Annotated in this window: 28 protein-coding genes; 3 read left to right on the forward strand and 25 right to left on the reverse strand. The window is 50.5% G+C overall.

All coding sequences use genetic code 11. The features are described 5' to 3' along the window. Both ACJBF3_RS10420 and ACJBF3_RS10425 read left to right on the forward strand, forming a co-directional pair. Positions 1 to 208 (forward strand): hypothetical protein (locus tag ACJBF3_RS10420; protein ID WP_406545000.1); only part of this gene is annotated, 208 nt, incomplete at its 5' end. Positions 209 to 223: 15 nt separating this feature from the next. After that, positions 224 to 781 (forward strand): recombinase family protein, encoded by a 558-nt coding sequence (locus ACJBF3_RS10425; RefSeq protein WP_023294876.1) that lies wholly within the window; start codon positions 224 to 226, stop codon positions 779 to 781. A 176-nt stretch (positions 782 to 957) separates the two neighbouring features. Here ACJBF3_RS10425 and ACJBF3_RS10430 read toward each other — a convergent pair whose 3' ends face one another. The 7 genes from ACJBF3_RS10430 to ACJBF3_RS10460 all read right to left on the reverse strand — a co-directional run bounded on the left by ACJBF3_RS10430 (position 958) and on the right by ACJBF3_RS10460 (position 6,420). Beyond that, complete coding sequence (locus ACJBF3_RS10430; protein WP_032635620.1) at positions 958 to 1,314, reverse strand: putative T6SS immunity periplasmic lipoprotein; 357 nt, start codon at positions 1,312 to 1,314, stop codon at positions 958 to 960. Between the two features lie 2 nt (positions 1,315 to 1,316). Next, positions 1,317 to 1,859 carry a hypothetical protein gene (locus ACJBF3_RS10435; RefSeq protein ID WP_023294875.1) on the reverse strand — a complete coding sequence of 181 codons (543 nt, stop codon included), beginning with the start codon at positions 1,857 to 1,859 and terminating at the stop codon, positions 1,317 to 1,319. 103 nt (positions 1,860 to 1,962) lie between these two features. Next, positions 1,963 to 2,109 carry a hypothetical protein gene (locus ACJBF3_RS10440; RefSeq protein WP_023294874.1) on the reverse strand — a complete coding sequence of 49 codons (147 nt, stop codon included), beginning with the start codon at positions 2,107 to 2,109 and terminating at the stop codon, positions 1,963 to 1,965. A gap of 138 nt (positions 2,110 to 2,247) precedes the next feature. Beyond that, positions 2,248 to 2,628: a hypothetical protein gene (locus ACJBF3_RS10445; protein WP_032635618.1), complete on the reverse strand. Its 381-nt coding sequence runs from the start codon at positions 2,626 to 2,628 to the stop codon at positions 2,248 to 2,250. A gap of 944 nt (positions 2,629 to 3,572) precedes the next feature. Continuing rightward, complete coding sequence (locus ACJBF3_RS10450; protein ID WP_072058183.1) at positions 3,573 to 3,971, reverse strand: hypothetical protein; 399 nt, start codon at positions 3,969 to 3,971, stop codon at positions 3,573 to 3,575. Between the two features lie 248 nt (positions 3,972 to 4,219). Continuing rightward, a protein-coding gene (locus ACJBF3_RS10455; protein ID WP_085950818.1) for an IS3-like element ISSen4 family transposase occupies positions 4,220 to 5,340 on the reverse strand; the annotation gives its coding sequence in 2 pieces (ribosomal slippage) (positions 4,220 to 5,082 and positions 5,082 to 5,340; 1,122 coding nt in all). A gap of 354 nt (positions 5,341 to 5,694) precedes the next feature. Next, a complete protein-coding gene (locus ACJBF3_RS10460; protein ID WP_023337724.1) occupies positions 5,695 to 6,420 on the reverse strand; it encodes an HNH endonuclease in 726 nt (241 codons plus the stop codon). A gap of 626 nt (positions 6,421 to 7,046) precedes the next feature. On the opposite strand from ACJBF3_RS10460, the gene ACJBF3_RS10465 reads away from it, so the two are divergent. Then, positions 7,047 to 8,288 carry a tyrosine-type recombinase/integrase gene (locus ACJBF3_RS10465; RefSeq protein WP_105612169.1) on the forward strand — a complete coding sequence of 414 codons (1,242 nt, stop codon included), beginning with the start codon at positions 7,047 to 7,049 and terminating at the stop codon, positions 8,286 to 8,288. Here ACJBF3_RS10465 and ACJBF3_RS10470 read toward each other — a convergent pair. From ACJBF3_RS10470 to ACJBF3_RS10555, 18 genes are all read right to left on the reverse strand, one after another. Beyond that, the gene (locus tag ACJBF3_RS10470; RefSeq protein WP_063930147.1) at positions 8,272 to 8,664 is read right to left on the reverse strand and encodes an endonuclease domain-containing protein; all 393 of its coding nucleotides are present in this window, start codon (positions 8,662 to 8,664) and stop codon (positions 8,272 to 8,274) included. The genes ACJBF3_RS10465 and ACJBF3_RS10470 overlap by 17 nt on opposite strands. An 8-nt stretch (positions 8,665 to 8,672) precedes the next feature. Continuing rightward, positions 8,673 to 8,969, reverse strand: coding sequence for a hypothetical protein (locus ACJBF3_RS10475; protein WP_105612170.1), 297 nt, complete (start codon positions 8,967 to 8,969; stop codon positions 8,673 to 8,675). Next, the gene (locus tag ACJBF3_RS10480) at positions 8,953 to 9,387 is read right to left on the reverse strand and encodes a hypothetical protein (protein ID WP_105612171.1); all 435 of its coding nucleotides are present in this window, start codon (positions 9,385 to 9,387) and stop codon (positions 8,953 to 8,955) included. Before ACJBF3_RS10480 ends, ACJBF3_RS10475 begins: the two co-directional genes overlap by 17 nt. A gap of 19 nt (positions 9,388 to 9,406) precedes the next feature. Beyond that, a complete protein-coding gene (locus ACJBF3_RS10485) occupies positions 9,407 to 9,934 on the reverse strand; it encodes an HNH endonuclease signature motif containing protein (RefSeq protein ID WP_063930133.1) in 528 nt (175 codons plus the stop codon). Between the two features lie 16 nt (positions 9,935 to 9,950). Continuing rightward, entirely contained in the window at positions 9,951 to 10,946 is a 996-nt protein-coding gene (locus ACJBF3_RS10490; RefSeq protein ID WP_105612206.1) for a capsid protein, read from the reverse strand. Between the two features lie 221 nt (positions 10,947 to 11,167). Continuing rightward, positions 11,168 to 11,704 (reverse strand): hypothetical protein, encoded by a 537-nt coding sequence (locus ACJBF3_RS10495; RefSeq protein ID WP_226840821.1) that lies wholly within the window; start codon positions 11,702 to 11,704, stop codon positions 11,168 to 11,170. Positions 11,705 to 11,854: 150 nt separating this feature from the next. Beyond that, the gene (locus ACJBF3_RS10500) at positions 11,855 to 12,118 is read right to left on the reverse strand and encodes a hypothetical protein (protein WP_105612172.1); all 264 of its coding nucleotides are present in this window, start codon (positions 12,116 to 12,118) and stop codon (positions 11,855 to 11,857) included. Between the two features lie 14 nt (positions 12,119 to 12,132). Continuing rightward, positions 12,133 to 12,819, reverse strand: coding sequence for a hypothetical protein (locus tag ACJBF3_RS10505; protein ID WP_105612173.1), 687 nt, complete (start codon positions 12,817 to 12,819; stop codon positions 12,133 to 12,135). 2 nt (positions 12,820 to 12,821) lie between these two features. Next, positions 12,822 to 13,064, reverse strand: coding sequence for a hypothetical protein (locus ACJBF3_RS10510; protein WP_406545005.1), 243 nt, complete (start codon positions 13,062 to 13,064; stop codon positions 12,822 to 12,824). A gap of 12 nt (positions 13,065 to 13,076) precedes the next feature. Beyond that, the gene (locus ACJBF3_RS10515; RefSeq protein WP_226840822.1) at positions 13,077 to 13,313 is read right to left on the reverse strand and encodes a hypothetical protein; all 237 of its coding nucleotides are present in this window, start codon (positions 13,311 to 13,313) and stop codon (positions 13,077 to 13,079) included. Next, positions 13,310 to 13,891 (reverse strand): hypothetical protein, encoded by a 582-nt coding sequence (locus ACJBF3_RS10520; RefSeq protein ID WP_163365100.1) that lies wholly within the window; start codon positions 13,889 to 13,891, stop codon positions 13,310 to 13,312. Before ACJBF3_RS10520 ends, ACJBF3_RS10515 begins: the two co-directional genes overlap by 4 nt. Further along, positions 13,875 to 14,066 carry a hypothetical protein gene (locus tag ACJBF3_RS10525; protein WP_063930139.1) on the reverse strand — a complete coding sequence of 64 codons (192 nt, stop codon included), beginning with the start codon at positions 14,064 to 14,066 and terminating at the stop codon, positions 13,875 to 13,877. Before ACJBF3_RS10525 ends, ACJBF3_RS10520 begins: the two co-directional genes overlap by 17 nt. After that, positions 14,066 to 14,269 (reverse strand): hypothetical protein, encoded by a 204-nt coding sequence (locus tag ACJBF3_RS10530; protein ID WP_105612176.1) that lies wholly within the window; start codon positions 14,267 to 14,269, stop codon positions 14,066 to 14,068. Before ACJBF3_RS10530 ends, ACJBF3_RS10525 begins: the two co-directional genes overlap by 1 nt. Further along, a complete protein-coding gene (locus tag ACJBF3_RS10535; protein WP_105612177.1) occupies positions 14,266 to 14,700 on the reverse strand; it encodes a hypothetical protein in 435 nt (144 codons plus the stop codon). Before ACJBF3_RS10535 ends, ACJBF3_RS10530 begins: the two co-directional genes overlap by 4 nt. A gap of 38 nt (positions 14,701 to 14,738) precedes the next feature. After that, on the reverse strand, positions 14,739 to 16,628 hold the full coding sequence (locus ACJBF3_RS10540) for a DEAD/DEAH box helicase (protein WP_105612178.1): 1,890 nt from the start codon (positions 16,626 to 16,628) through the stop codon (positions 14,739 to 14,741). Positions 16,629 to 16,649: 21 nt separating this feature from the next. Further along, positions 16,650 to 17,087 (reverse strand): hypothetical protein, encoded by a 438-nt coding sequence (locus tag ACJBF3_RS10545; protein ID WP_158695547.1) that lies wholly within the window; start codon positions 17,085 to 17,087, stop codon positions 16,650 to 16,652. 1,778 nt (positions 17,088 to 18,865) lie between these two features. After that, positions 18,866 to 19,489, reverse strand: a complete 624-nt coding sequence (locus ACJBF3_RS10550) for a recombinase family protein (protein WP_084832448.1) — start codon at positions 19,487 to 19,489, stop codon at positions 18,866 to 18,868. A gap of 582 nt (positions 19,490 to 20,071) precedes the next feature. Further along, positions 20,072 to 20,572: a DUF1643 domain-containing protein gene (locus tag ACJBF3_RS10555; protein ID WP_063855370.1), complete on the reverse strand. Its 501-nt coding sequence runs from the start codon at positions 20,570 to 20,572 to the stop codon at positions 20,072 to 20,074.

The raw sequence follows: 20,572 nt of genomic DNA on the forward strand, positions 1-20,572 counted from the left end.
GTCCTCCCTGCGTCCGCTGATGGCCGGCAGCAGCCCGTCGTTGCCTGATGGATCCAACCCCTCCGCTGCTATAGTGCAGTCGGCTTCTGACGTTCAGTGCAGCCGTCTTCTGAAAACGACAGACACAACGGCAAAATGCGGCTTCGCCTTGTCTCAAAAGGTTGATCTTTTATTTTGGGACAGCTATTATTTTGATACTATCTTTTGAGACTTAGAGAACATCATGACAACTGTGATCGGATATGTGCGAGTTTCCACCAGCGACCAGAACGTTGAAAACCAGAAGCAGCAGATAACCGAAGCTGGATATAGTGTTAATCGCTGGTTCAGTGATAAAGCCGTGAGTGGTGCAGTAAAGGCATCAGATCGTCCAGGGTTTGGTGAACTACTCAGCTATGTGCGAGAAGGCGATACGCTGATTGTGATTGCCATAGACCGCTTGGGACGTAATACCATTGATGTACTGTCGACAGTTGAAATGTTGCAAGCGAAGGGCGTGAAGGTTGTCAGCTTGCGAGAAGGGTTCGACCTGTCAACACCAGTGGGTAAAGCAATGCTTACCATGATGGCAGGACTTGCCAGCCTGGAGAAAGACCTGATAGCAGAGCGCAGAACGGCAGGTATCAAGCGTGCTCAATCGGAAGGCAAACATTGTGGCAGACCGATTAAAGCAACCGCTGAACAGGTGAGAGAGCTATTAGATCAAGGTTGCTCTCCAGCAATGGTTCAAGATAGGCTGGCTATCAGCAAAGCCACCTTCTACCGACTAAAGACCTACTGACCCATCTTACTGATATTTGAGGAATCTCCCAGTTACAAGCGGGAGCCTTCGATCAGGTTGTTAAGCGGCTTCAGCAAGCGTGATAGACTATATGCATTAAGAGATATATACGCGCATTAAACGCTTACTTGATCACGTACGTGCGTTGAAATGAATATAAAGGGGCAGTTTGCCCCCTATTCTTTAGGGTATGAAAGTTCAGCGGTGACTAAATGTGATTCTGACTTATCAGATTGGACGTCATACGCGAAGCTATACCGCTCCCCAGACGTAAACTTAAATCCAAATACAGGAAGACACTCCCCCTTCGGCACATAAACAGGCTTGTCATCGAAAATCTTGTGAAGAGAGTCGCTATTATCGCTTTTGATTTGAATAGCAGTGATCCGTTCCTGCGGCTCCAGTGGTGACAACACACAAACTTGATTATCTTTGATCAATGCCGTTGTAGATTCACGATCTACCATTCGATCACCTGGCCCAGGGCATCCCGTTAAGAGGAATACAACACCCAGCAACATTTTGTTTTTCATGTTTAACGCCCCTTCCCTGTTACGATTTTCTGGTAAAGCGAAGGGACATCCTGCAACAAATCTACGCCCCTGTACATCCCCATGCGCCCTGGTCTCTGATAGTAAGACCACTTACTGATCCCATAAACCAGCAGTAACCAGTAATCAGCTAAAATAGAGGCTTGCTGTTCAAGAGAATAATCAGTGAGCTTTTCTTTATCCAGCCTGTAGGTATATTCAGCAGCCCAGCTAAAAGCTCCCCGCATTCTCACCCATTGCCCGTGTTGGTGTTGCCAGACATGCCCCAGCTCATGGATGAAAACATATTTATCTTCGATGAAAACCGAGTTTGCGGAAAAATCTTCCCTGTACATCGACTTTCTGTACCATAACTCCCCGTTTGGAGTCATCGCGTAGTTCTGTTTTTGTAGTCCGAATGGTAAATAGCTGTCGCAATGAATCCAGACACGGCTATACACTATCGAATCACCGAACACCCTACGAGCCATTGCTATCTCGCCTAAAGTCATCCGGCGTAATGTTCCTTCTTCTGCCTGTGCGCTCATAAACCGTCCTCCTTGTATGATTTATCTAAATCGTAAAATCATAAGTCGAAATAGTCTATACACGAACATTAGCCATTCATCAAATACAGTGATGGTGCAAGCGTTACTCCCCATTGGTACTATCCCCGTCCTCTTGTAGCATGGACTCAATAAACTCTCGTTGCTCATGCGTCAGTGCAAGTTCTTCCAGCAAGCGCTCTAACTCTTCCTCAGGTGATTCATCTTGAATCTGTCTGTTCCCGATAGCCATGCTCACCCTTGAGTTATTAGGATTAATCGCAGAGTATTCAGGGTGCAGAAAATGCGCAACTAACAGATTTTGGACAATAAAGCCTTATTGCCCATTGATGGTATGACAATGGGTGGTGCAACAGCATCAGCGTTTTGCCTACTGGCAATGTGTGTCAAACCACTCACGTACCTCATCAGTAGTAGCGCTCTCTTTGTGTTTGGCTACTGCCCACACAGAAAAGTTATTCAGGTACTTTTCGTAAAAGCCACCAACTGGATATTCAATCCCCTTTTTAATGAAAGTTTTAACAAATATTTTTTCTGCAATTTCCTTTTGGGAGTTCGTGAAATCTACCGAGTAGCGGGGCGCGTTAGCAATGAAATGGCAATAAATCCCGCTTAGTACATCTGTATCATTTAACAATGGGGGAGTCTGACAAGCCCAAATATCTTGAATGGAGGATGAAGTACCAGCATTCGTCTTATATAGAGTTGCTTCCTTCCCCTTGCTTTTGCAAAAGTCCCCAATCAGTGACATTACAATATCCGCGTTACTTACGTCTCTGTAACGAGCGGTTACAAGCCATCCTAAGCTCTGATCATAACTCTCCGAATAAGTAGGCACATCTAAGTGCTCTTGCCGCTGAGAACCCCCGCTACAACCGACGCAAATGGCACAGAAAAAAAGTGATAATCCTTTAATACACATGATCCACCGTCAACAGTTTGTTATTAAACATATTTAACCTCAGAGCAACTTGAGTGTTTTGTTTTTTCTCTTAACATTCCAAATCAGGCTAATGAGGGGTAAGCCATTATGGATTAAGGTTCAGATACAACTGAAATAATAGAGAATCCAGCAATCTCCGTCCCCCCTCTGCCAGAGTGAAATCTGGCGGAATCCCTTCTGACTGCGTCCTGGACTTCATCTTGTGTTGGCTCGTGGTCAGAGCGAAGTAACACCGTCTCCGCTCTGGTTTCTTTCCCGTCTCTGTGTTCGTATGTGATTTTATACGTGATGCTCATCATCTTCCTCCGCCTTATTGGATGTACTTTAGTTTAGACAATACCATCCACAAAGCCCCGTTAATGATACAAGTAACAAGCTGAGCATAAGCGAGGTACTTGTAGTACCTGCATATTACAAGTACATGGGTACGGATGATCGCAGTGATTGCCACTCTGCACCTGTTTATGTTATGTAGCTCATAACGCTACACACCGGACTTATAGACATAAGATCAATAAAATGGATTTATAAGAAGTCACACATAAAAACAGGGTATTACTGATAACACTGGCGCTCATGACCCAACAAACTCACGTAGAACTTATCACGCTAATCTTGATAGACTAACAGGAGACTGACAATACTAAGGCGTGTATTTACAGCAATACAATCTATGACGATCAGTCCGTTTGAACAATGCAAATGTATTAAGACGTCTGTAGAGTATTCAGAACACTTTGATTATTAAATCATCATTTCTGTTCATTCGCGGCAGTAAGTAAATCAATAAAAATCTCGGAGAAGAGAGCGTCTTTAAAAATATCAATCTTAAAGATCTTCTGATGACTACCAGAAGTTAACTGTGATTTTAATCTCATTCTAATGACATCATGATAATCTTTAGAAGCAGAGAAAACATAGAATATAGCAAATCCCTCCACAACGAAATACCATAGTACACTGTCAGCCTCATCACTTTTTATAAAAGCAAAGTTACTAAGAATAGATTTAATAACGTGATCAGGAATATTATTCGTTGTATCGATCAATCTAAATACACAAATACGGATGAAGTTATCCACCTTCAAATGACTAAGTTTATTTATTCTCACCTGTTTATTTTTAATGCAATGCCTCATCAAGTCATCCAACTCAGGAACTCCATTAACAGTTGAATAATGCACACTTTTAGAGATAGAGGCTCTCCATAGTATACTTAGTAAGAAAAGATAAAATCGCTTATAATCGAAAGAGTTGATGATAATATGGTCAGAGTTTTTACGTATATTATGATGATTTCTCAACAATCTTGTTCCATACGATTCGTACTCATGGCTGATAAACTGCTCACATTCGAAGCATAGAAGTGGTGACCTGCCCCCACGATTAGATACAACACTCAGTTAGTAACGTCGGAATCTTCATTCTCAGAATGACCCTTTCTCCAGCCCGCTGCAAATTCAGACGGTGTCTGATAATTCAGCGTGGAGTGCGGGCGGCATTCGTTATAATCCTGCCGCCAGTCATTAATAATTTTCCTGGCATGAACGATATCGCTGAACCAGTGCTCATTCAAACATTCATCGCGAAATCGTCCGTTAAAGCTCTCAATAAATCCGTTCTGCGTTGGCTTGCCCGGCTGGATTAAGCGCAACTCAACACCATGCTCAAAGGCCCATTGATCCAGTGCACGGCAAGTGAACTCCGGCCCCTGGTCAGTTCTTATCGTCGCCGGATAGCCTCGAAACAGTGCAATGCTGTCCAGAATACGCGTGACCTGAACGCCTGAAATCCCAAAGGCAACAGTGACCGTCAGGCATTCCTTTGTGAAATCATCGACGCAGGTAAGACACTTGATCCTGCGACCGGTGGAAAGTGCGTCCATGACGAAATCCATCGACCAGGTCAGATTGGGCGCCGCCGGACGGAGCAGCGGCAGACGTTCTGTTGCCAGCCCTTTACGACGTCTTCTGCGTTTTACGCCCAGGCCACTGAGGTGATAAAGCCGGTACACGCGCTTATGATTAACATGAAGCCCTTCACGGCGCAGCAACTGCCAAATACGACGGTAGCCAAAACGCCTGCGCTCCAGTGCCAGCTCAGTGATGCGCCCTGATAAATGCGCATCAGCAGCCGGACGGTGAGCCTCATAGCGGCAGGTCGACAGGGATAAACCTGTAAGCCTGCAGGCACGACGTTGCGACAGACCGGTCGCATCACACATCAACATCACGGCTTCCCGCTTCTGGTCTGTCGTCAGTACTTTCGCCCAAGAGCCACCTGAAGCGCCTCTTTATCCAGCATGGCTTCGGCAAGCAGCTTCTTGAGTCTGGTGTTCTCTTCCTCAAGCGACTTCAGGCGCTTAACTTCAGGCACCTCCATACCGCCATACTTCTTACGCCAGGTGTAAAACGTGGCATCGGAAATGGCATGCTTGCGGCAGAGTTCACGGGCGGGTACCCCAGCTTCGGCTTCGCGGAGAATACTGATGATCTGTTCGTCGGAAAAACGCTTCTTCATGGGGATGTCCTCATGTGGCTTATGAAGACATTACTAACATCGGGGTGTACTAATCAACGGGGAGCAGGTCAGTGGCTCTTTAGGATCAACATTTTCTCGTTTTGGTTTACTACCTTTTTGAAATATAATCAACTGCGAATCATTCTTCTTCAATCGTTTGAAATAGCTTCTTGGTATGCTATGAGATTCCAGTAGTTCTTTCTCTTCGAGACATAACTTACAGATACTTTTCATAAGTTTCCCATAATATAAAAATGTCGATATTTACATTCCCTGCTTAGCAAGATATTAAATAAGGTCTCATAGAATCCCCAAGATACTTACCCTATTCATACTATCACAAGCATGTTCAGTTTATTTGTTAACTGGTACTAACTCCAAAACGCCATAATGCGCCTGTCTGTGACAGTTCGGGCACAATGCAATCGCATTTTCAACGGAATCCTCCCCACCATTCGAAAGCCACTCAATGTGATGAACCTCAAGAAATGGTGTGCCGTCTACTTTGAGAAAAGGAGCGTCACTCTTACAGCTTTGACACTTGCCATTAGCCCTTGAAAGAACTTCGGCTACCACATAGGGGCTTCGCTTATAAACTCGTGTTGTAACCTCGATTAGCTCAGGAGTTTTATTCTCAGCGTCTAAAATCTCTTTGCGTTCTGACGGGGGCAGTTCTGACGCATCATCAACAGCCTTTTCAAACTCAGATTTCACCTTACGGTAACACCATTTACCTTGCTGATCCTGATACAACTCCCAAATACCATGAATAGAGGGTTGATAGATTTCAAAGATCTTCCCTCGCTTGAACAATCGGTCATACTCATGATGCCGATGGGTTACATCATCAGTTCGCCTGGCTGTTTTGTTGAAACTCCAGTAGCTACGATTGCAGTTGACTGAGTTGACAATGAGATTCAAGTGGGTGTCGTCTTTATAATGTGGAAATCGCTCTTTCAGATAAGCATCCACTTGCTTCGCCGTTGCCGCCCCTCCGAACTGTTCCTCAATCACTTGGACAGTAGTGATTCTTATCGGTTGGTCGCCATACTTGTATGTTCGATTTGCTTTTGAAGACATCAAAAAACCTCTTGCAATCTAAGATTTATCTTAGATTAACTATCGAGCATAACTTGTGCAACTCTCTGATTTTGGACAATAGAAGCCATAAAGCCCCGTTGGTGATACAGCAACAAGCGTAGCGACTTCATCAGACTGTCAGAGGGATCACACCTTATCAGGATAACCGTGTACCTTTGCGGGAGCGTGGCTGAAGCGCTGATAGAGCCTACATGTCGTTTGTAGGTACGTTATCACCATAAACCTGCTTACGTGGCTCATAGGGCGCGTGTGTTCAATCTGTCGATGACATAACGATGCCTGGATGGGCTTTTTCTTCACGTTTTCTATCGCGGTGTGAGGATGCAACTGCCGCCAACGCTGAGTTATACTGTCATCTCACCATGTAACTTAGCGTGACAGTTACCAAGGGCGGATCACAATGGTAGAACCAATAGGCGACTAAAATAGGTAACTATTTAAGTTGCTGATAGAGAAGGCTTTTAAGGCTTCTCCACAAGGGGAGAGATCTGGAGCGGGCGAAGGGAATCGAACCCTCATAGCTAACCCATTGAATTGTGAACCAAAATAAGTAATCGCGGTACTTATCCCGGTAGTTGGTAGCGGTAGATTACAAGGTAATTACCATGCCAATCAAGAAGACTTCTTATCTTTATGCAAACAAAGATGGGATATTCATCTTTCAAATCTTTATCCCGGTGTACATGCGCCACTTATGGCACGGGCGGCGCTCACTCAAGAAATCGACAGGCACGCGGGACATCATGCAAGCTCGCATATTCCGTGACCAATACTTATTAGAGTTCCGAAAGCTCCAGCTCATGATGAAACCGGATAACCCTATAAACCGGATTCATTCTGCTATTTCAGATCTTCACTTACTGGCGGGAATATCCAGCGACATTACCGCGCCCGTAACTACTCCAGCAGAACGGGGAAAACCTCCATCACCAAAATTGGTAGATGTAAGCAAAGAGTACATCGAGCAATACAAAGATCGGCGCTCTTATTCCACATTGAGTAAATCCGTTCGCGCTGTATCGGCATTCACTAAATCAATCAAGCGGCCAACCATTACTATAAACGGAATCGGGCGGCGGCTTGTCTCTGACTTTCTGGAAGTGAATCAAGATAAGTTTTCCCGACAGACGCTGCAAAACTGGCTAACCTGCTTGGGGACACTGTACGACTTCGCCCGGCGTAAATACGACAACATCACTCCCGATAATCCGTTTCACGGCCACAATCTGGAAGCCCGCCAGTCAAACGAAAGCTATCAACCTTTTGAGCCTCAACAGCTACAAGCGTTAACAAAAGAGGCAGGTAGCGAACTGCGGGACGTAATCATAATCGGGCTGTATTCCGGTATGCGTCTTGACGAGATCGCCAGCATCAAACGAGACGAGATTGTCACAGTTGAAGGGGTACGCTGTTTCTACGTCAGCAAATCCAAAACGAAAGCGGGCATCAGGTACGTCCCGATTCACTCATTGTTATTTGGTATCGTGGATAAATACCTTGAGCAGAATAAAGGGGAGTACCTGCTGCCCCAGTCAAACAAGATAAAACGCGCAGATGGCAAACGTGGGCCGTGGTACTCGCAAGCATTCACGCGGCTACGCCGTCGCGTGCTGCCAGCGGCAACAGATCGCCAGTGCTTTCACTCCTTGCGCGGTCACTTCATCACCTGCTTAGACCGGGCAGGCGTACCAGAACAGCGCATAGGAGCGATTACCGGACACACTGAGAAGAAAGCAAAGACGGAGGCATTCAAGACATACAGCCAAGGGGCGGAAATGAAAGAGCTATCGAATTACGTGGAGCTGGTCAGCTATTCAGAAATTGAGGCCATTACGCCGGGTATGTAACATTCAGCCCCGTGTACTGGCGGCGGTACGCACGAATCAGAGCATCCGCCGCCGCTTTCGGCAGCCTCACCATGCGCCCGACACGATACCCACCCTCCGCCGAATTCGCGGCGCGGTGCGTCACAGCCCGCACACGCCCGGTACGGTGGCAATGGTCGAGCACAGCAGATTCTAACCGCAACGGCTTCCCGGTCATGGCACAGCGTCGGTACTGATAATTCCACAGAAAGACACGGACAGCGGCCACATCAGCGCGGCGCAACTCCAGCCGCCCGGAACCATTCAACAGAAAGCGATAAACATCTTCGAATGCAGCAGCGTTTGTAATCCGTTCCGCCAGCGGCATATTGCCGAGATATTCCAGATAGCCCCGCATAGCTTTTCTCAACTTCTGTTCGGTAGTAGCCATTCGTCAAATCCTCCATTGTCAGACGCAGCCCGCTTGCAGGCTTCGTATTCTTCGCGCTGGCGTTGGCATACCAGAGCATAAAGCTCATCAGCCACCGCATTTACGCGCCCATCGCTGATACCATTGCGGCGCATCAGTCCCAGCAGCTTACGAAATTCAGCTTCAAGTTCAGGCTCTCCGGCATCCATTACCCACTGTTTAAGGTCAGCGAGTGCGCCAGCCGTAGGCGGCGGCTCGATGTACCGCCACCGTAATTTAATCGTCAATGTCATCTTCTTTATCCTCGCTGTTATCCGGGCGCATTGCCCGGTAGCGCTCTAGGGTCAGACCTTCACTTGCCGCTGCGATTTGTTCCCGTTGTTTCCCAGCCAATCGCAAAGCGCTGTCTCTCCAGCAGAGTAGAAAGAAGATTGTCAGCACCTGTTTACTCAATCCATCCAGAAGATCGCCAAGCCCTTGCTCCAGCAGACAGGAACGCCATGCAGCGGCGTGCTCCCGCATAGTCCCAATAAACGGGACAGGTGCGCCAAGCATCGTCGCAAGTTGGCTCATTACGCTGTTAGCGTCGCCCGGATGCAACCGGGGGATGGTCATCCGGCCAGCTTGCGCCAAAAGTTCGGCGTACCGCTGGCGGCGTGGGTCATCATCTGCCAGTGGTCTAATCTGCCTGATTCGTTTTTCATCAGCCATTAATTATCACCTATAAAATTTAAGCAGCCCTTAACAAGTCGGCTGGCGTTGATGGGTGATAGAGTCGCTTCGCTTTCAGGTACGCAGCACGCGCAGCCGCTTCGGTCGTGAACAAACCGAGGTGATGTCGAACGCCACCAACGCGAATGTAAGCCTCCCACCGACCAGAGCAGGAATGACGGCTGTATCCCTTCGCTTTGCGGTAGTTGTGCTGATTCTCCTGCGGTGTAACAGTGCGAAGGTTAATCCGACGATTGTCATCACGTATGCCGTTGATATGATCAGTTTGCATCCCGGCAGGAATACCACCATCAGCAATGATGAGGGCGACACGGTGCGCGTAAAGCATGTATGACTTTCCACCAATGCGGACAGACACGCGCCGATACCCGGCGCTGTCCGTTGCGGTGTCGGCCAATTCCCCGGCTCTAGCGTAAACACGCTTATTAGCGCCTACCCTGTCCACTGCATGGAACAGGCGGCCAGTCTCCGAATCGTACCGAAACAAAGAGCGCAGCAGCTCCGGGGCGTAAGCATCATTAACCATGACTCAGCCCCTCCAGTTATGCAGCTTGTCGGAAATTGATAACGCAGTCCGGGCGGCGCTGCCCAACGTTGAACAGGCGATATGAGTCCATCACCATCGTCATTTCGCGCTCATCATCCCACTGGCGATTGATGACGCTCTGCGCTTCGACCGTCAACAGTACCGAGGAAGGTTTAAACAGCGTCGCCCTCGTCAGCGCTTCCTCTGCGGTAACGTCATAATCAGCGCCCAGTTCATGCCCGGTAATGGCTTCCTGCGGGTAACTATTCAGCTCGATAACTCGCACCCCAGCGACATAGCCAACACGACGCCATGCGTAATCGTTGCCACTATCCCGGCTGTAACGGACGTTCATCAGCTTCTTATGTTCCATCAGGATGCTGAACCAAGCCGGGTCGATAAGCAGTACCAGCTCCGCCACCGGAATATCTTTCTCAGTCAGAAATCGATTAACAGCAGCTTTGATAGCGTGAACCAGTTCGTTTGCGGCGTCCTCTTCGCTCCCCGCTGTCAGGTCGAGCGATACAACGTTATCCGTTAGTGGGTTAAACGTTGGTTGCAACGTCGGCGGCGGTACAAAGTCAGTCGCTTTGATTAGCTGGATGGTGTGCGCTTCGTCGTAGAATTTAGCGTGAGCAGTACCGATATTGCGGCTCAGCTCTGCGCGAAAGGTGGGTGCTGTCCAGTCATCCTGATAGTCAATCGGGATGCGGATATAGCTCAGCGTATCCACAGAGATAATCAGCTTGTCCGACTTAACGGCGGTAGGCTCCAGCGATTGCCCTGCGGTTCTGCCCTTCACCTCAAGATCACCACTCAGGCGATCAATGCGGTATTGGTTGCTGGCTTTCAGCGGCCTGTATGTAGACAGCCCCTCTGCCAGAAATACGGATTTGGACTCTAAACGAGTCTGGACGTCCCGGTCATAAGCCTCGATGTGAATATCATTGTCGGATTCCATCCCGCCATAATGTGGGCGGAACAGATCGGGACTGTACGAAGTATCAGCCATAAACAAAACTCCTACGTAGGTTGATGAAGACCGCACCATCGTCATGGCACAGACATGCGGATTCCTCCCGCCGAGGCAGGATTCAAAGCGATGGGAAATAAGGGTTAAAACGAACTATCGATATTTAGTCTCGGAGTACCCGAAACTGGCTTTGCGAGGCCAGAGCTGGCGCGGCTCTCAGCGATTAGTGGACAGCAAACAGTGCAAACGCATATCCTACATTAATGAACACTCATACGCGCCATGTTCAGCACCGTATTTACAGATGATTTGGATACGCCAACCTTCTCGGCAATGTAGCGATTCGACTGGCCTTTAGCGGCGCGGTCGATAATGTCTGCGCGTACAGCCTCAGTGATTGCCTTGCGGGGTCTGGCTCGGTTCCTCTCGTGCCGTTCACGTTCGCGCATACGCTCGGCCATCTTCGGCGGCAACTCCGGGGACAGGCCACGGCTAACGCCAGAGGTGCGAGTATCAGACGTGGCAGACCGGGCAACGATATAAACCGCTTCGTCTGGATTAAAAGCATGGGTAACTTTCTCGCCACGAGTCACAGCATCGGCACGCACCCACTCTACAATTTCGGGGCGGTACGCATCAGGATTAGAAAGCACATCCCGGATGTACGCAGGATTCAGTACATCAGGTGTTGCAGCAGCGCGGCGGGAGCGCGAACGAGAGCGAGCGCCCAGCGGCAAGGCGTATTCAGGACGCACGTCAACGACACGCTCGACAGCGTGGAAATTCTGGATACTCATAATGAACCTCAGATGATTAAAAACAGGCTTTCGGAAGCCGCATGTGGTGCGGTTCTCAGGGGTTAGTGGACAGTAAGTAGTAAATTCGCAGGGTCAGGTGTCCAGTCGGACTTGCAGCCCACAATGCACCGTCAGGCGCTGGCATCGGAATCAGGCAGCCCAGCGTTGCGCGGAATTCCGCTCAGTAAACCAAGCGACCATCGTCTGGCGCTTCTCTTCGCCAAGCGTCCCGGCGCGGTACGCATCGTATTCAGCAACACCCCAGCCAAAAGTAACGAGGCATTCAGCGACACGCGTCAGATGGTCGTGGCTGGTGCTGGGGTATTTATCAAGCAGAATGGAAAGAATGCTATCGACCGAGTGAGATTGTTTCTCTACCTCGGTCAGGACTCGGATTCTATTCTCATCGTACATATGGAATTCTCCAGTTAGCGCCCGGCACGCTTCCCGGCGCTGCGTTGAGCAACCAGCGCATGATACTGCTGGTCGTATTCTCGCGTGCCAGCACCCCGGCCAGTCTGTGCAGCCCATTGATTCAGCGCATCGTACGCCGCGATGAATTCAGCGTGTGACATTCCGACAGGTTGCGCGGCGGGCTGACCATATGTGTTCCCCTGCGACGGGACATAACCAGTGGCAGAGCCAGCGGCCATACGCTCTTGCAGGTACTGAACCGCCCGCTGCATCTGCGCAGGGTCGCCAGACATAACCATACGTTCAAGGGTGGATTGCGTCCCAGCGTCGAGTGTGCCAGCGTACTGCAACATGGCGTCAACTGTCCCCTGCCCTAGCTGGCTTTCGACAGACTGGTGAAACTGCCCCATCAGCCCATGAAGTTCAGGAGTCAACTCAACAGTAGTGCCATCCTGTAATTGCAGCGTGTCGCCCACTTGCGCAGCAACATCAATCTGCTGGTCTTGCTGGTTGGCAAAGTTACCTTCGCTCCAGCTTTGATTAATGTTCGCTGGCTGCGTTTTCAGGAAATCAGCATCAGGTGTTGTCTGGTCGAATCGGCTAGCGCCGTTGTCAGCGCCTACAGGTGCGGCCATGTACGGCGATTGCTGCGGCGCAGTATCAGCGCCCGAAAGGTACGGATTAACATTCTGGTCAGCCATGATTATGCAACCTCTTGTGATGTAATTCGGCGATGTGCCAGTTCAAGTAAAAGCATGTGCGCGTGTACGCATCGGGCAGGAATCATTTTCTGTCCGTGGTACGCTTTGCCGAGATCTTGTCTGTCGATCTGGTACACATGAGCCAAATCGATTTGACGAAGATTCAAGGCTTCAGCAATGAATTTCAGTTGTTGCCCGCAATCAGCCGCGCGGCGTGGCTCCATTAAAACGATAGTTTTGCTCATGGTAATTCCTCGTTAAAGTAATCCACGTTTACGAAGCCAACGACGCTCACCAACGGAGCCGCGCGGGCGTTGTTTCGGATTGTGGTTAAGTGTTTGGCCGGGGTCAGTTCGCCCTTCCCCGGACAGGTTCTGCGTCAGCACGCCCCAGCCCCGTGATTCAATCGGCGCGTACCCTTCACGCTGTTCGTCAAGGTTCACATAGAGATCAGGGTTAACGGCGGGGTGCAGCGGTTCGTTCTCTTCCATCATTCAGCCTCGCTGAATTTGGAGTTAACAGACTCCAGAGTATCCGGGTACGACCAACGATTTCTCAGACAGCGTTGCACATGCGCGACGACTTCAACAGGGACGCCCAGCTTCCCGGCGATCTCCGCAGCAGGCCAACCGAAGCGCTCTAACTTGTGGATTTCATCTAAATCAGTAGGCACTAACTTGCGCACTGCTTTCGGCTTAGCTGGCTTCACCTTCACGGTTTTCTCTGCCGGGTGCGTGTGAGCATTGCTAAAGCGGGAATGTGCGATAGCCAACACAGTTTCAGGGCGAATCAGCATATCGCGAGCGATGGCATACTCAGTGTCCCGATGCAACTTGCCGGGCTGATAGCGACGGCGGATAGTGTCGTATTCTTGCAGGGTAATATCAGCGTCATCCTTCCACTGTTCGGCGAGATCGTCCACGTAAACGCCACGGATTACGGCGTCGATATCTGCCAGACTGAAACCAGTGGCATCAGCAATCTGCGCGTTGTTCATGTGCTCAACAATGCACAAATGGTTGATGTGCTGGATGTCGGCAATGGTCAGGGTTGCATTACTGGTGGTTGTCATACTGAAACTCTCCGTCAAAGTTAATCGAATCTTCTACAAGGTTTTTAATCAAGGCGAGGCTTGATGCGGTATGAACACCACCGCCACGCCGGGCGTTGTCGTACATGGCTTTGGCCTGACGCTGATATTTTTCAGGCAGCGAGGCGAACCATTGGCGGAATTGCTGGGGCGTCATCAATCTTCATCCTCAAATACACGATTAAACGATGCGTCCGGCGCTTCTACGGCATTGGCCTTAAGGAAGTTGACCGCACTGGATAACTCCGCTGCGGCCATGCGCGACTCACCAGCCTTGTCTTCCTCAAGGCGGCGGATTAGCGCCCCAAGAAGCAAGCCTTTCATTCGCCACGTTTCATTTTCAAATTCAGATTTCGTCATTGGTGGTTGTCTCCAGTTAGTCCCATTGCTCGCAGGTGTTGGATGACCTCGGCATGTACTGGTTTTGGTAAAAACAGGCGACGCTGCACGGATTGAAATATCTCGTCGCGCGTCTTGTCGGCAGGGTGAACAGTCCCATTAAAGACCTCACGAGCCATGCGATAGGTCGGCCAAAGACGAGCGCCATCCTCCCGGCGTCGGAATCTATTCAGCACAGCGGCCAGACATTCCCAAGGCTCACAGTTATTGAGCAGGCAATACCGCTGTAGAGGCGTACTTGCTTGACGTAACAAAGCCTCACGGTTAAGGGTCTGGTGGTGGCGCTCAGCCAATCCATCAAAGGAATAGCCGTTCAGGGCGAAGGCAAGTTGTGCGGTGACGAGCGCATCCGCACGCGCAGCACGACGCTGCGCATGTTCGGTAACAGGCATATGGATTAACTCCAGAGAATGAGGGGGAGCCTTTCGACTCAAAGGTATTTAGCGATGTACTGCCAGTTGCAGTTTTCAGGGCGGTAGAAATAAGCAAGCTCATCAGGTACCCCGGACGGCACCGGGGCAGAGTCGGCATCATACGTGATTGGGTCGCCGTACAGCGCCAGCGACGACCAGAGAATGAAAGCGCGTGCTGGCTCGCCATCGCGACCAGCACGCCCGACCATCTGAACGAGGTCGGCCAAGTCTTCGGGAACGTAGGTCACGATGACGTTACGAATATCGTGAATGTCAGCCCCCAAGCCAAAAGCCTTTGTTGCCACCAGAACAGCGCCCGGCGTTGAAGCAAACCACTCTGCGTTAGCGTGCCGCTGGTCGCGGCTCAGTCGCTCAACGTCAGAATGATAAGGCCGGGCGCGGCTTCCCAGCTCGTCGAGGTACGCGTAAAGCATCTTGATACTGTCCACCATAACCAGCGTCTTTTCATCCACCGGGAGGGCATCGACCAGACCAACAGCAGCCCGGCGCTGAATTGCACATTGCCGGACAGGAATCAACTGGATATTCTCTCTTGAAACGTCAGCCCGAAAGGTGAGGAACCCGCCACGACAACCCAACTCTTTCATCAGGTCAGCCTCATCCCCTTTTGGCAGGGTCGCGGTGAATGCACACCGCTGCGCATCAGGAAAGGCATTTTGCAGGGTGTGCTTCATCGCGGGGAAAGCAGTGCGAAACTCCCAGTCATCAACGGTGTGAACCTCGTCGATGATGAACCTGCTCACACCAGCGGCCATCAGCGCAGCCAGTACCTGACTACCCGGCACCAGATGCTCCGGCGAAACGACAGCGACGCGGAAAGCGCCAGCAGCCACCCCCGCAAGTTGCTGCGCATTACGCCGCTTCGGTAGTTTATCGCCAAAGGCCACCGCGTGAACGCCAGCCTCCCTTAACTGCTGTAACACCTGCTGCTTGATGGTGTTCGTCGGCACAACGATAACGGTCAGCCCCTCGCCAGCACCGGATTCAAATTGCAGGGCATAGGTGAATGCAGCCGTCTTTCCGTAACCAGTTGGCAGCACGGCCAACATATCGCGGTCACGGGCAAACACAGCGGCGGCTACGTCCTGCTGTCCGGGTCGCCAGTCGCCACCATCTGGCGGCGGCAATGGCACAAACGCCGGGCGGTCGCATTGCTCCAGCTCGCGGAACCTGTACGGCGCAGTAACCAGCGGCGGGATGGATGGCGTCAGGTCAGCACCTCCAGCGTCACAATGATGATTCTGCGTGTTGAAATTGTCATCAACAGACCTAACCTCTCCACACCATAGCTGGCGAAACTCCGGGCAGTCTCCCAGTCTGGTGAAGTCATCGCGGCGCATCGCCTCCAGCTTGCTCATGCCGCGACTGATACGGCGCATGGTCTTCTCATCGCAAATCAGAAACTCGCGGCACGCCTTGAGAAAGGCGTTTTGCCCCGTGGTCGCTTCCGGGATAGCGTGCTCACGTGGTTTCAGAGCGGCATCATCGACACGCACACCGGGGAAGTCTGGCGGCAGGGGGTCAGCGTACCGGGCTGGCTTCTTGTTGAGCCACATTTCTATCTCAGCACGGCGACAGTGGATTGCATCGCCCGGCTGGATAATCTGGCGCAACCCTGCATCAGCGCGGCGGGCGTGTGTCTTGCGTCCGATTCCGTTCGCCTCTTTCCATTCACGGAACGACATAACGGAACCATCTGCATTGTAGAAATACTGCCCGGACTCCGTGTTAAACGCAGCCTTCACTGGTCGCTGTTTAACAGGGCATAACTTGGAATGAGGTATAACGATCTTATCCGCAACCAGTTGCTGAGTATCCGCAGGCTCGGTGTTCAGCGGTTCGGCGTCAGCGGCCAGCGCAAGCAAGCGGTTTAAATTGGTTGGCATGGTGCAAACTCCAGAGAAGGATTAAATACTACGCGCCCAAGCTAAATCTTCGGGTGTCCGACTTTCGATTAACGCTAACTGCCAGCGTAAGTAATCCTCATGTTCTTTGGTGTATCGGGGAATACCTTTAGGATTTTTCACAGCGTCCGGGTTAGTCCTCGCGACTTCCCTGCAATCTCGGTCGAAAGCCCAGCGGGCAACTTCCACCGATTCGTAATCCGTAAATCGGTACGGCCTTGTGCGGGAACGTACACGCCAGACAACTTGCCCTAATTCGTGGATGTATATGCCGCAAAGTTCATCCGGGCTTGGGTGATACAATGGCTCCCCATAATTCTGGCGCATGAACTTCACAAACTTTTGATTGCGGCGGGCACGACGCGCTTTTTCGCGTCGCTCCTCGGCTTCGTACTCTTTTTGAATGGCAGCGTGGTCTACTTGGTTAAGCGTTATGTGCATACTGTGGTCTCCAAAAATCAAGGTGAGTTTAGAATGGGGCGTAGGATGGAAGCGCCGGGAGTGTGGCAGTCTGTCCTCCTTAGTAGTTACCATCATTGCAATGGCGTCGGAGTTCTGTCTCTCCCATATAGATGCTTTCTTCCGGCGCTCTGGACTAAACGCAGGAGCGGCGGGCATTGCCGAGGGTCAGGCCGTAGGCAGGCTTTCGGCCACAGCTTGTGACGGTAGTATCCCGTTTTAGTGGTAGCCTTTCCCCAATTTAGTAGCTTTCTTTGTCAGCAACGCTGTACGTAGGTTATCTCTCCGGTATAGTCACCTTCTTGAGTTTATTTTTTAACCAACCACCTGCAAAGCCTTGCTGCGTGTGGGCTGGCCGTGTTGGGCAGGGTAATTTCAGGTAGGCGGATTTGGGGTGTGAAGTTGGCCCATGGTGTCGCTCTTTCCCTACAATATAGACACCTTTAAATTTATTAATAATTTCAGTTAATTAAATGGTTATCTATATTACTTATAAATTTAACAGATCAATAAATTAAAATTGATCGGAATTATCAGCTTTAATTTTCTTGACAGCTATTTGTATAATGGTTTTAAGAAGTTGTATCGGAGTGAGCGACTGGCAGTGAGCGTAGCGAACGATAAGCCAGTCGGCGAAGAACGAAGAGTATGAGATGACTTGTCATCGAATACGATGAGTGATTGAGCGGTACGAACGAAGATACGCTGTATAACAGTTAGAACAATTACCTAGCTGAATAATACTTTTAATATTTATCTGGATTAGTATTTCCTATTTATTCTCCCTGTAATAATTCAATCCTTTCTTCTATTTCAATAATCATTACTATCTCAGCAATTAGCTGTTTGAGTAATACCGCTTTAAATTACCGTTCCACTACATAACTCCCGACCTGTAGCCAGTACGGCAAGCGGGTAAGCGATGAGTACCGAGCATCGCATAGAGCAAAGCGAAAGAGAAGCGCAGCAGCAGGCGGCGACTGATAAACGAGCCGGACAGGTGAGTGCAAGCAGGCGTAAGCACTGCACCGTTGAGAGGTGTGGAGACGGCGGAACGTCTCCGCGTTAGGGAGGTGGATTTGGGGAGGATGTGCAAGGCACACCTCGCTCCACCCACGGGGTGTCGGTGGGTAGGGGTATAACGCTAATTGGTTAAGTGTACACATGTACGCTGAAATCATTAAAAGCCTATAGAAACAGCATGTAACCCAGCACCACGACATAACCAATTATCGTTGAACCCCCTCCCCGGCCCCACCCGGAATTTTTCAGTGATGAATCACTTCACAATCTGATCTCGATGTTCATCGTCTGGCACGGCTAAAGCCCCGCCATCTCTTCACATCGAGAGCCGCAAGTAATACGAAAATACATTATAAATCATAGCATTACGACATCGCGCATAACATAACGCTCTGAAATTAATACGAAAGCTGTAGGTCATCCATCACCCACAGCCCAGTAACGGCCAGTGTTGGCACATCATTTGGTTGTAGGTCAGCCCGACCGCACCACCCAATAACCCCACCCGGCAGCAATGGCACAGCACCAGACGCAGCGTAACGATCTCTGAGTTGATAAATCTCTTAGAACAAGTAACCCACACTCAACGGCTCACACCCTCGCAGAGAGGCGCACAGATCGCCTCACGGCATCGAACAACATCACCCCCACGGCGACCAGCTCGCCACCTCACTTAGACATCTAGATGGCTATAAAATCACACGGCGTCGAGCATGTCAACAGGAAGCAGCCACGATTCAGACGCTGGCGGCCAACTCTCGCTTGATGCGGTAAAACGTCGCCCGGCTTATCCCGGCAGCTTTCATGATGCGCTCCGGTTTCACACCCTGCGCCAGCATTTCTCTGACGGTCTCGCGAGCGGCGGCATCCTTCTGACTCCCACGATAAAGCCCCTCAGCTTTGGCTCGTTCAATGCCCTGCCGCTGGCGCATCAGTCGCGTCTCGTAGTCCACGCGAGCCATTGTAGCGAGAATATCGATCAGCATTGCGTTAACGGCTCTGAGGATGCCGCTGGTTAGCTCTGACGCGGTTTCGTTCAGCAACTGCCACGAGGTTGGCAGGTCAACGGCGACGATCACCAGCCCCTTATCCTGAATCCTCTGTTTCAGAGTCGCCCATTCTTTTTGAGTCAGGCGGCTTAGCCTGTCGATGCTTTCAACAAGCAGGACATCGCCAGCCTCCGCCTCACCCAGCAGGCGCATCAGTTCCGGGCGCTCCAGCCTAGCACCGCTGGCGTTCTCGATGTATCGCGCAGCAATAGACCAGCCCCGCTCATTAGCAAAAGATTCCAGCGCAGGCACGGCACGGTCGGCGTGCTGCTCAGCGGTGGATGCCCTCGCGTACAGACGAACATTAATCATGATTTCCCTCCAAATCTCAGTGAAGTATCACATCCCGACATGAAGGAGATCACACTTAAAAACCGTGGTCAATAGGGTATAAAATAAATTTGATTGCGACAGCGGCGGCACATCACAATGCGGTATACCCGGATGAGACAGAGACAGCCAGCGGCAGACTGGCACCGAGTCACAGCAAAACCCCGGCGCACCCAGCGAACGCAGCGCAAAGCGCACACAGGAGATCAGCACGGCACCGCCACGATCTCGAAATCACAAAGGCGTTGAATCAAACATTGCAACCGCAGCAGTAACCAGCCAGCATTTCGCGCCTGCAACGGTTGTCTCGGATGAGCAAAATCTTAGGGTTTTCTCAGCGACCCCTGACGCGCGGGCACGCACATGCGCACGGGGGCGCGGGCGAGCTATAGAGTTGAGGGAGGCGCAACTATAAGCGTGCAATTTTTCAAGCCGGGACTTTTAACAGTGGGATTGTGAGGCTATTTTGCATTCAGAGAGTGAGGCTGTAGGGTAGCTCCCCTTGAACCAGATAACGCTAAGCTAACCATTTTCCCCACTGCTTAAGCCACTTTGCGTTGACGTTCAGCACCCCACAGCAGCATTATCCGGCATCAGAAACGGAATCAGTTTAGTATCACCATGCACATATAACGGGTGCATAGGCTCTCCCGTTGCGTTAATTTTAAAACACTTCGTATCTACAGGAAGGAACGCCCGTACTACGGCAGAGCGTTTCAGGTGCCGCCCTTCATTCCCCCACGCAGCAACAACGATACCAGCACCAGCTATCAATTCTGCCAGATACTTATCATTATCCGCCCCGACAGGCTCCGGGAATCTCATCATTTCAAAACGGTCAGTACATACATACGCGAACAGGTTCGCGATACGTACACCCCCGAAGCCCCAGTTCTGTGCAAATGAGATACAACGTTTCAGTGTGGGGTCATCAAGATCCGCATCCGCATACGATGGATTCAAACCAATGAAAAGAGCGTAAGGCTTTGTAGCGTCCCAGGTTCTAGAAATCGCGTAACGGTACTTCCCGCACACAGAGAAGATCGCGTCTTTGTTCACATCCAT

Origin of the sequence: Enterobacter sp. PP-008-ECC_S150 (assembly GCF_045257065.1) — a bacterium.
In the GTDB taxonomy this organism is placed as follows: domain Bacteria; phylum Pseudomonadota; class Gammaproteobacteria; order Enterobacterales; family Enterobacteriaceae; genus Enterobacter; species Enterobacter chengduensis.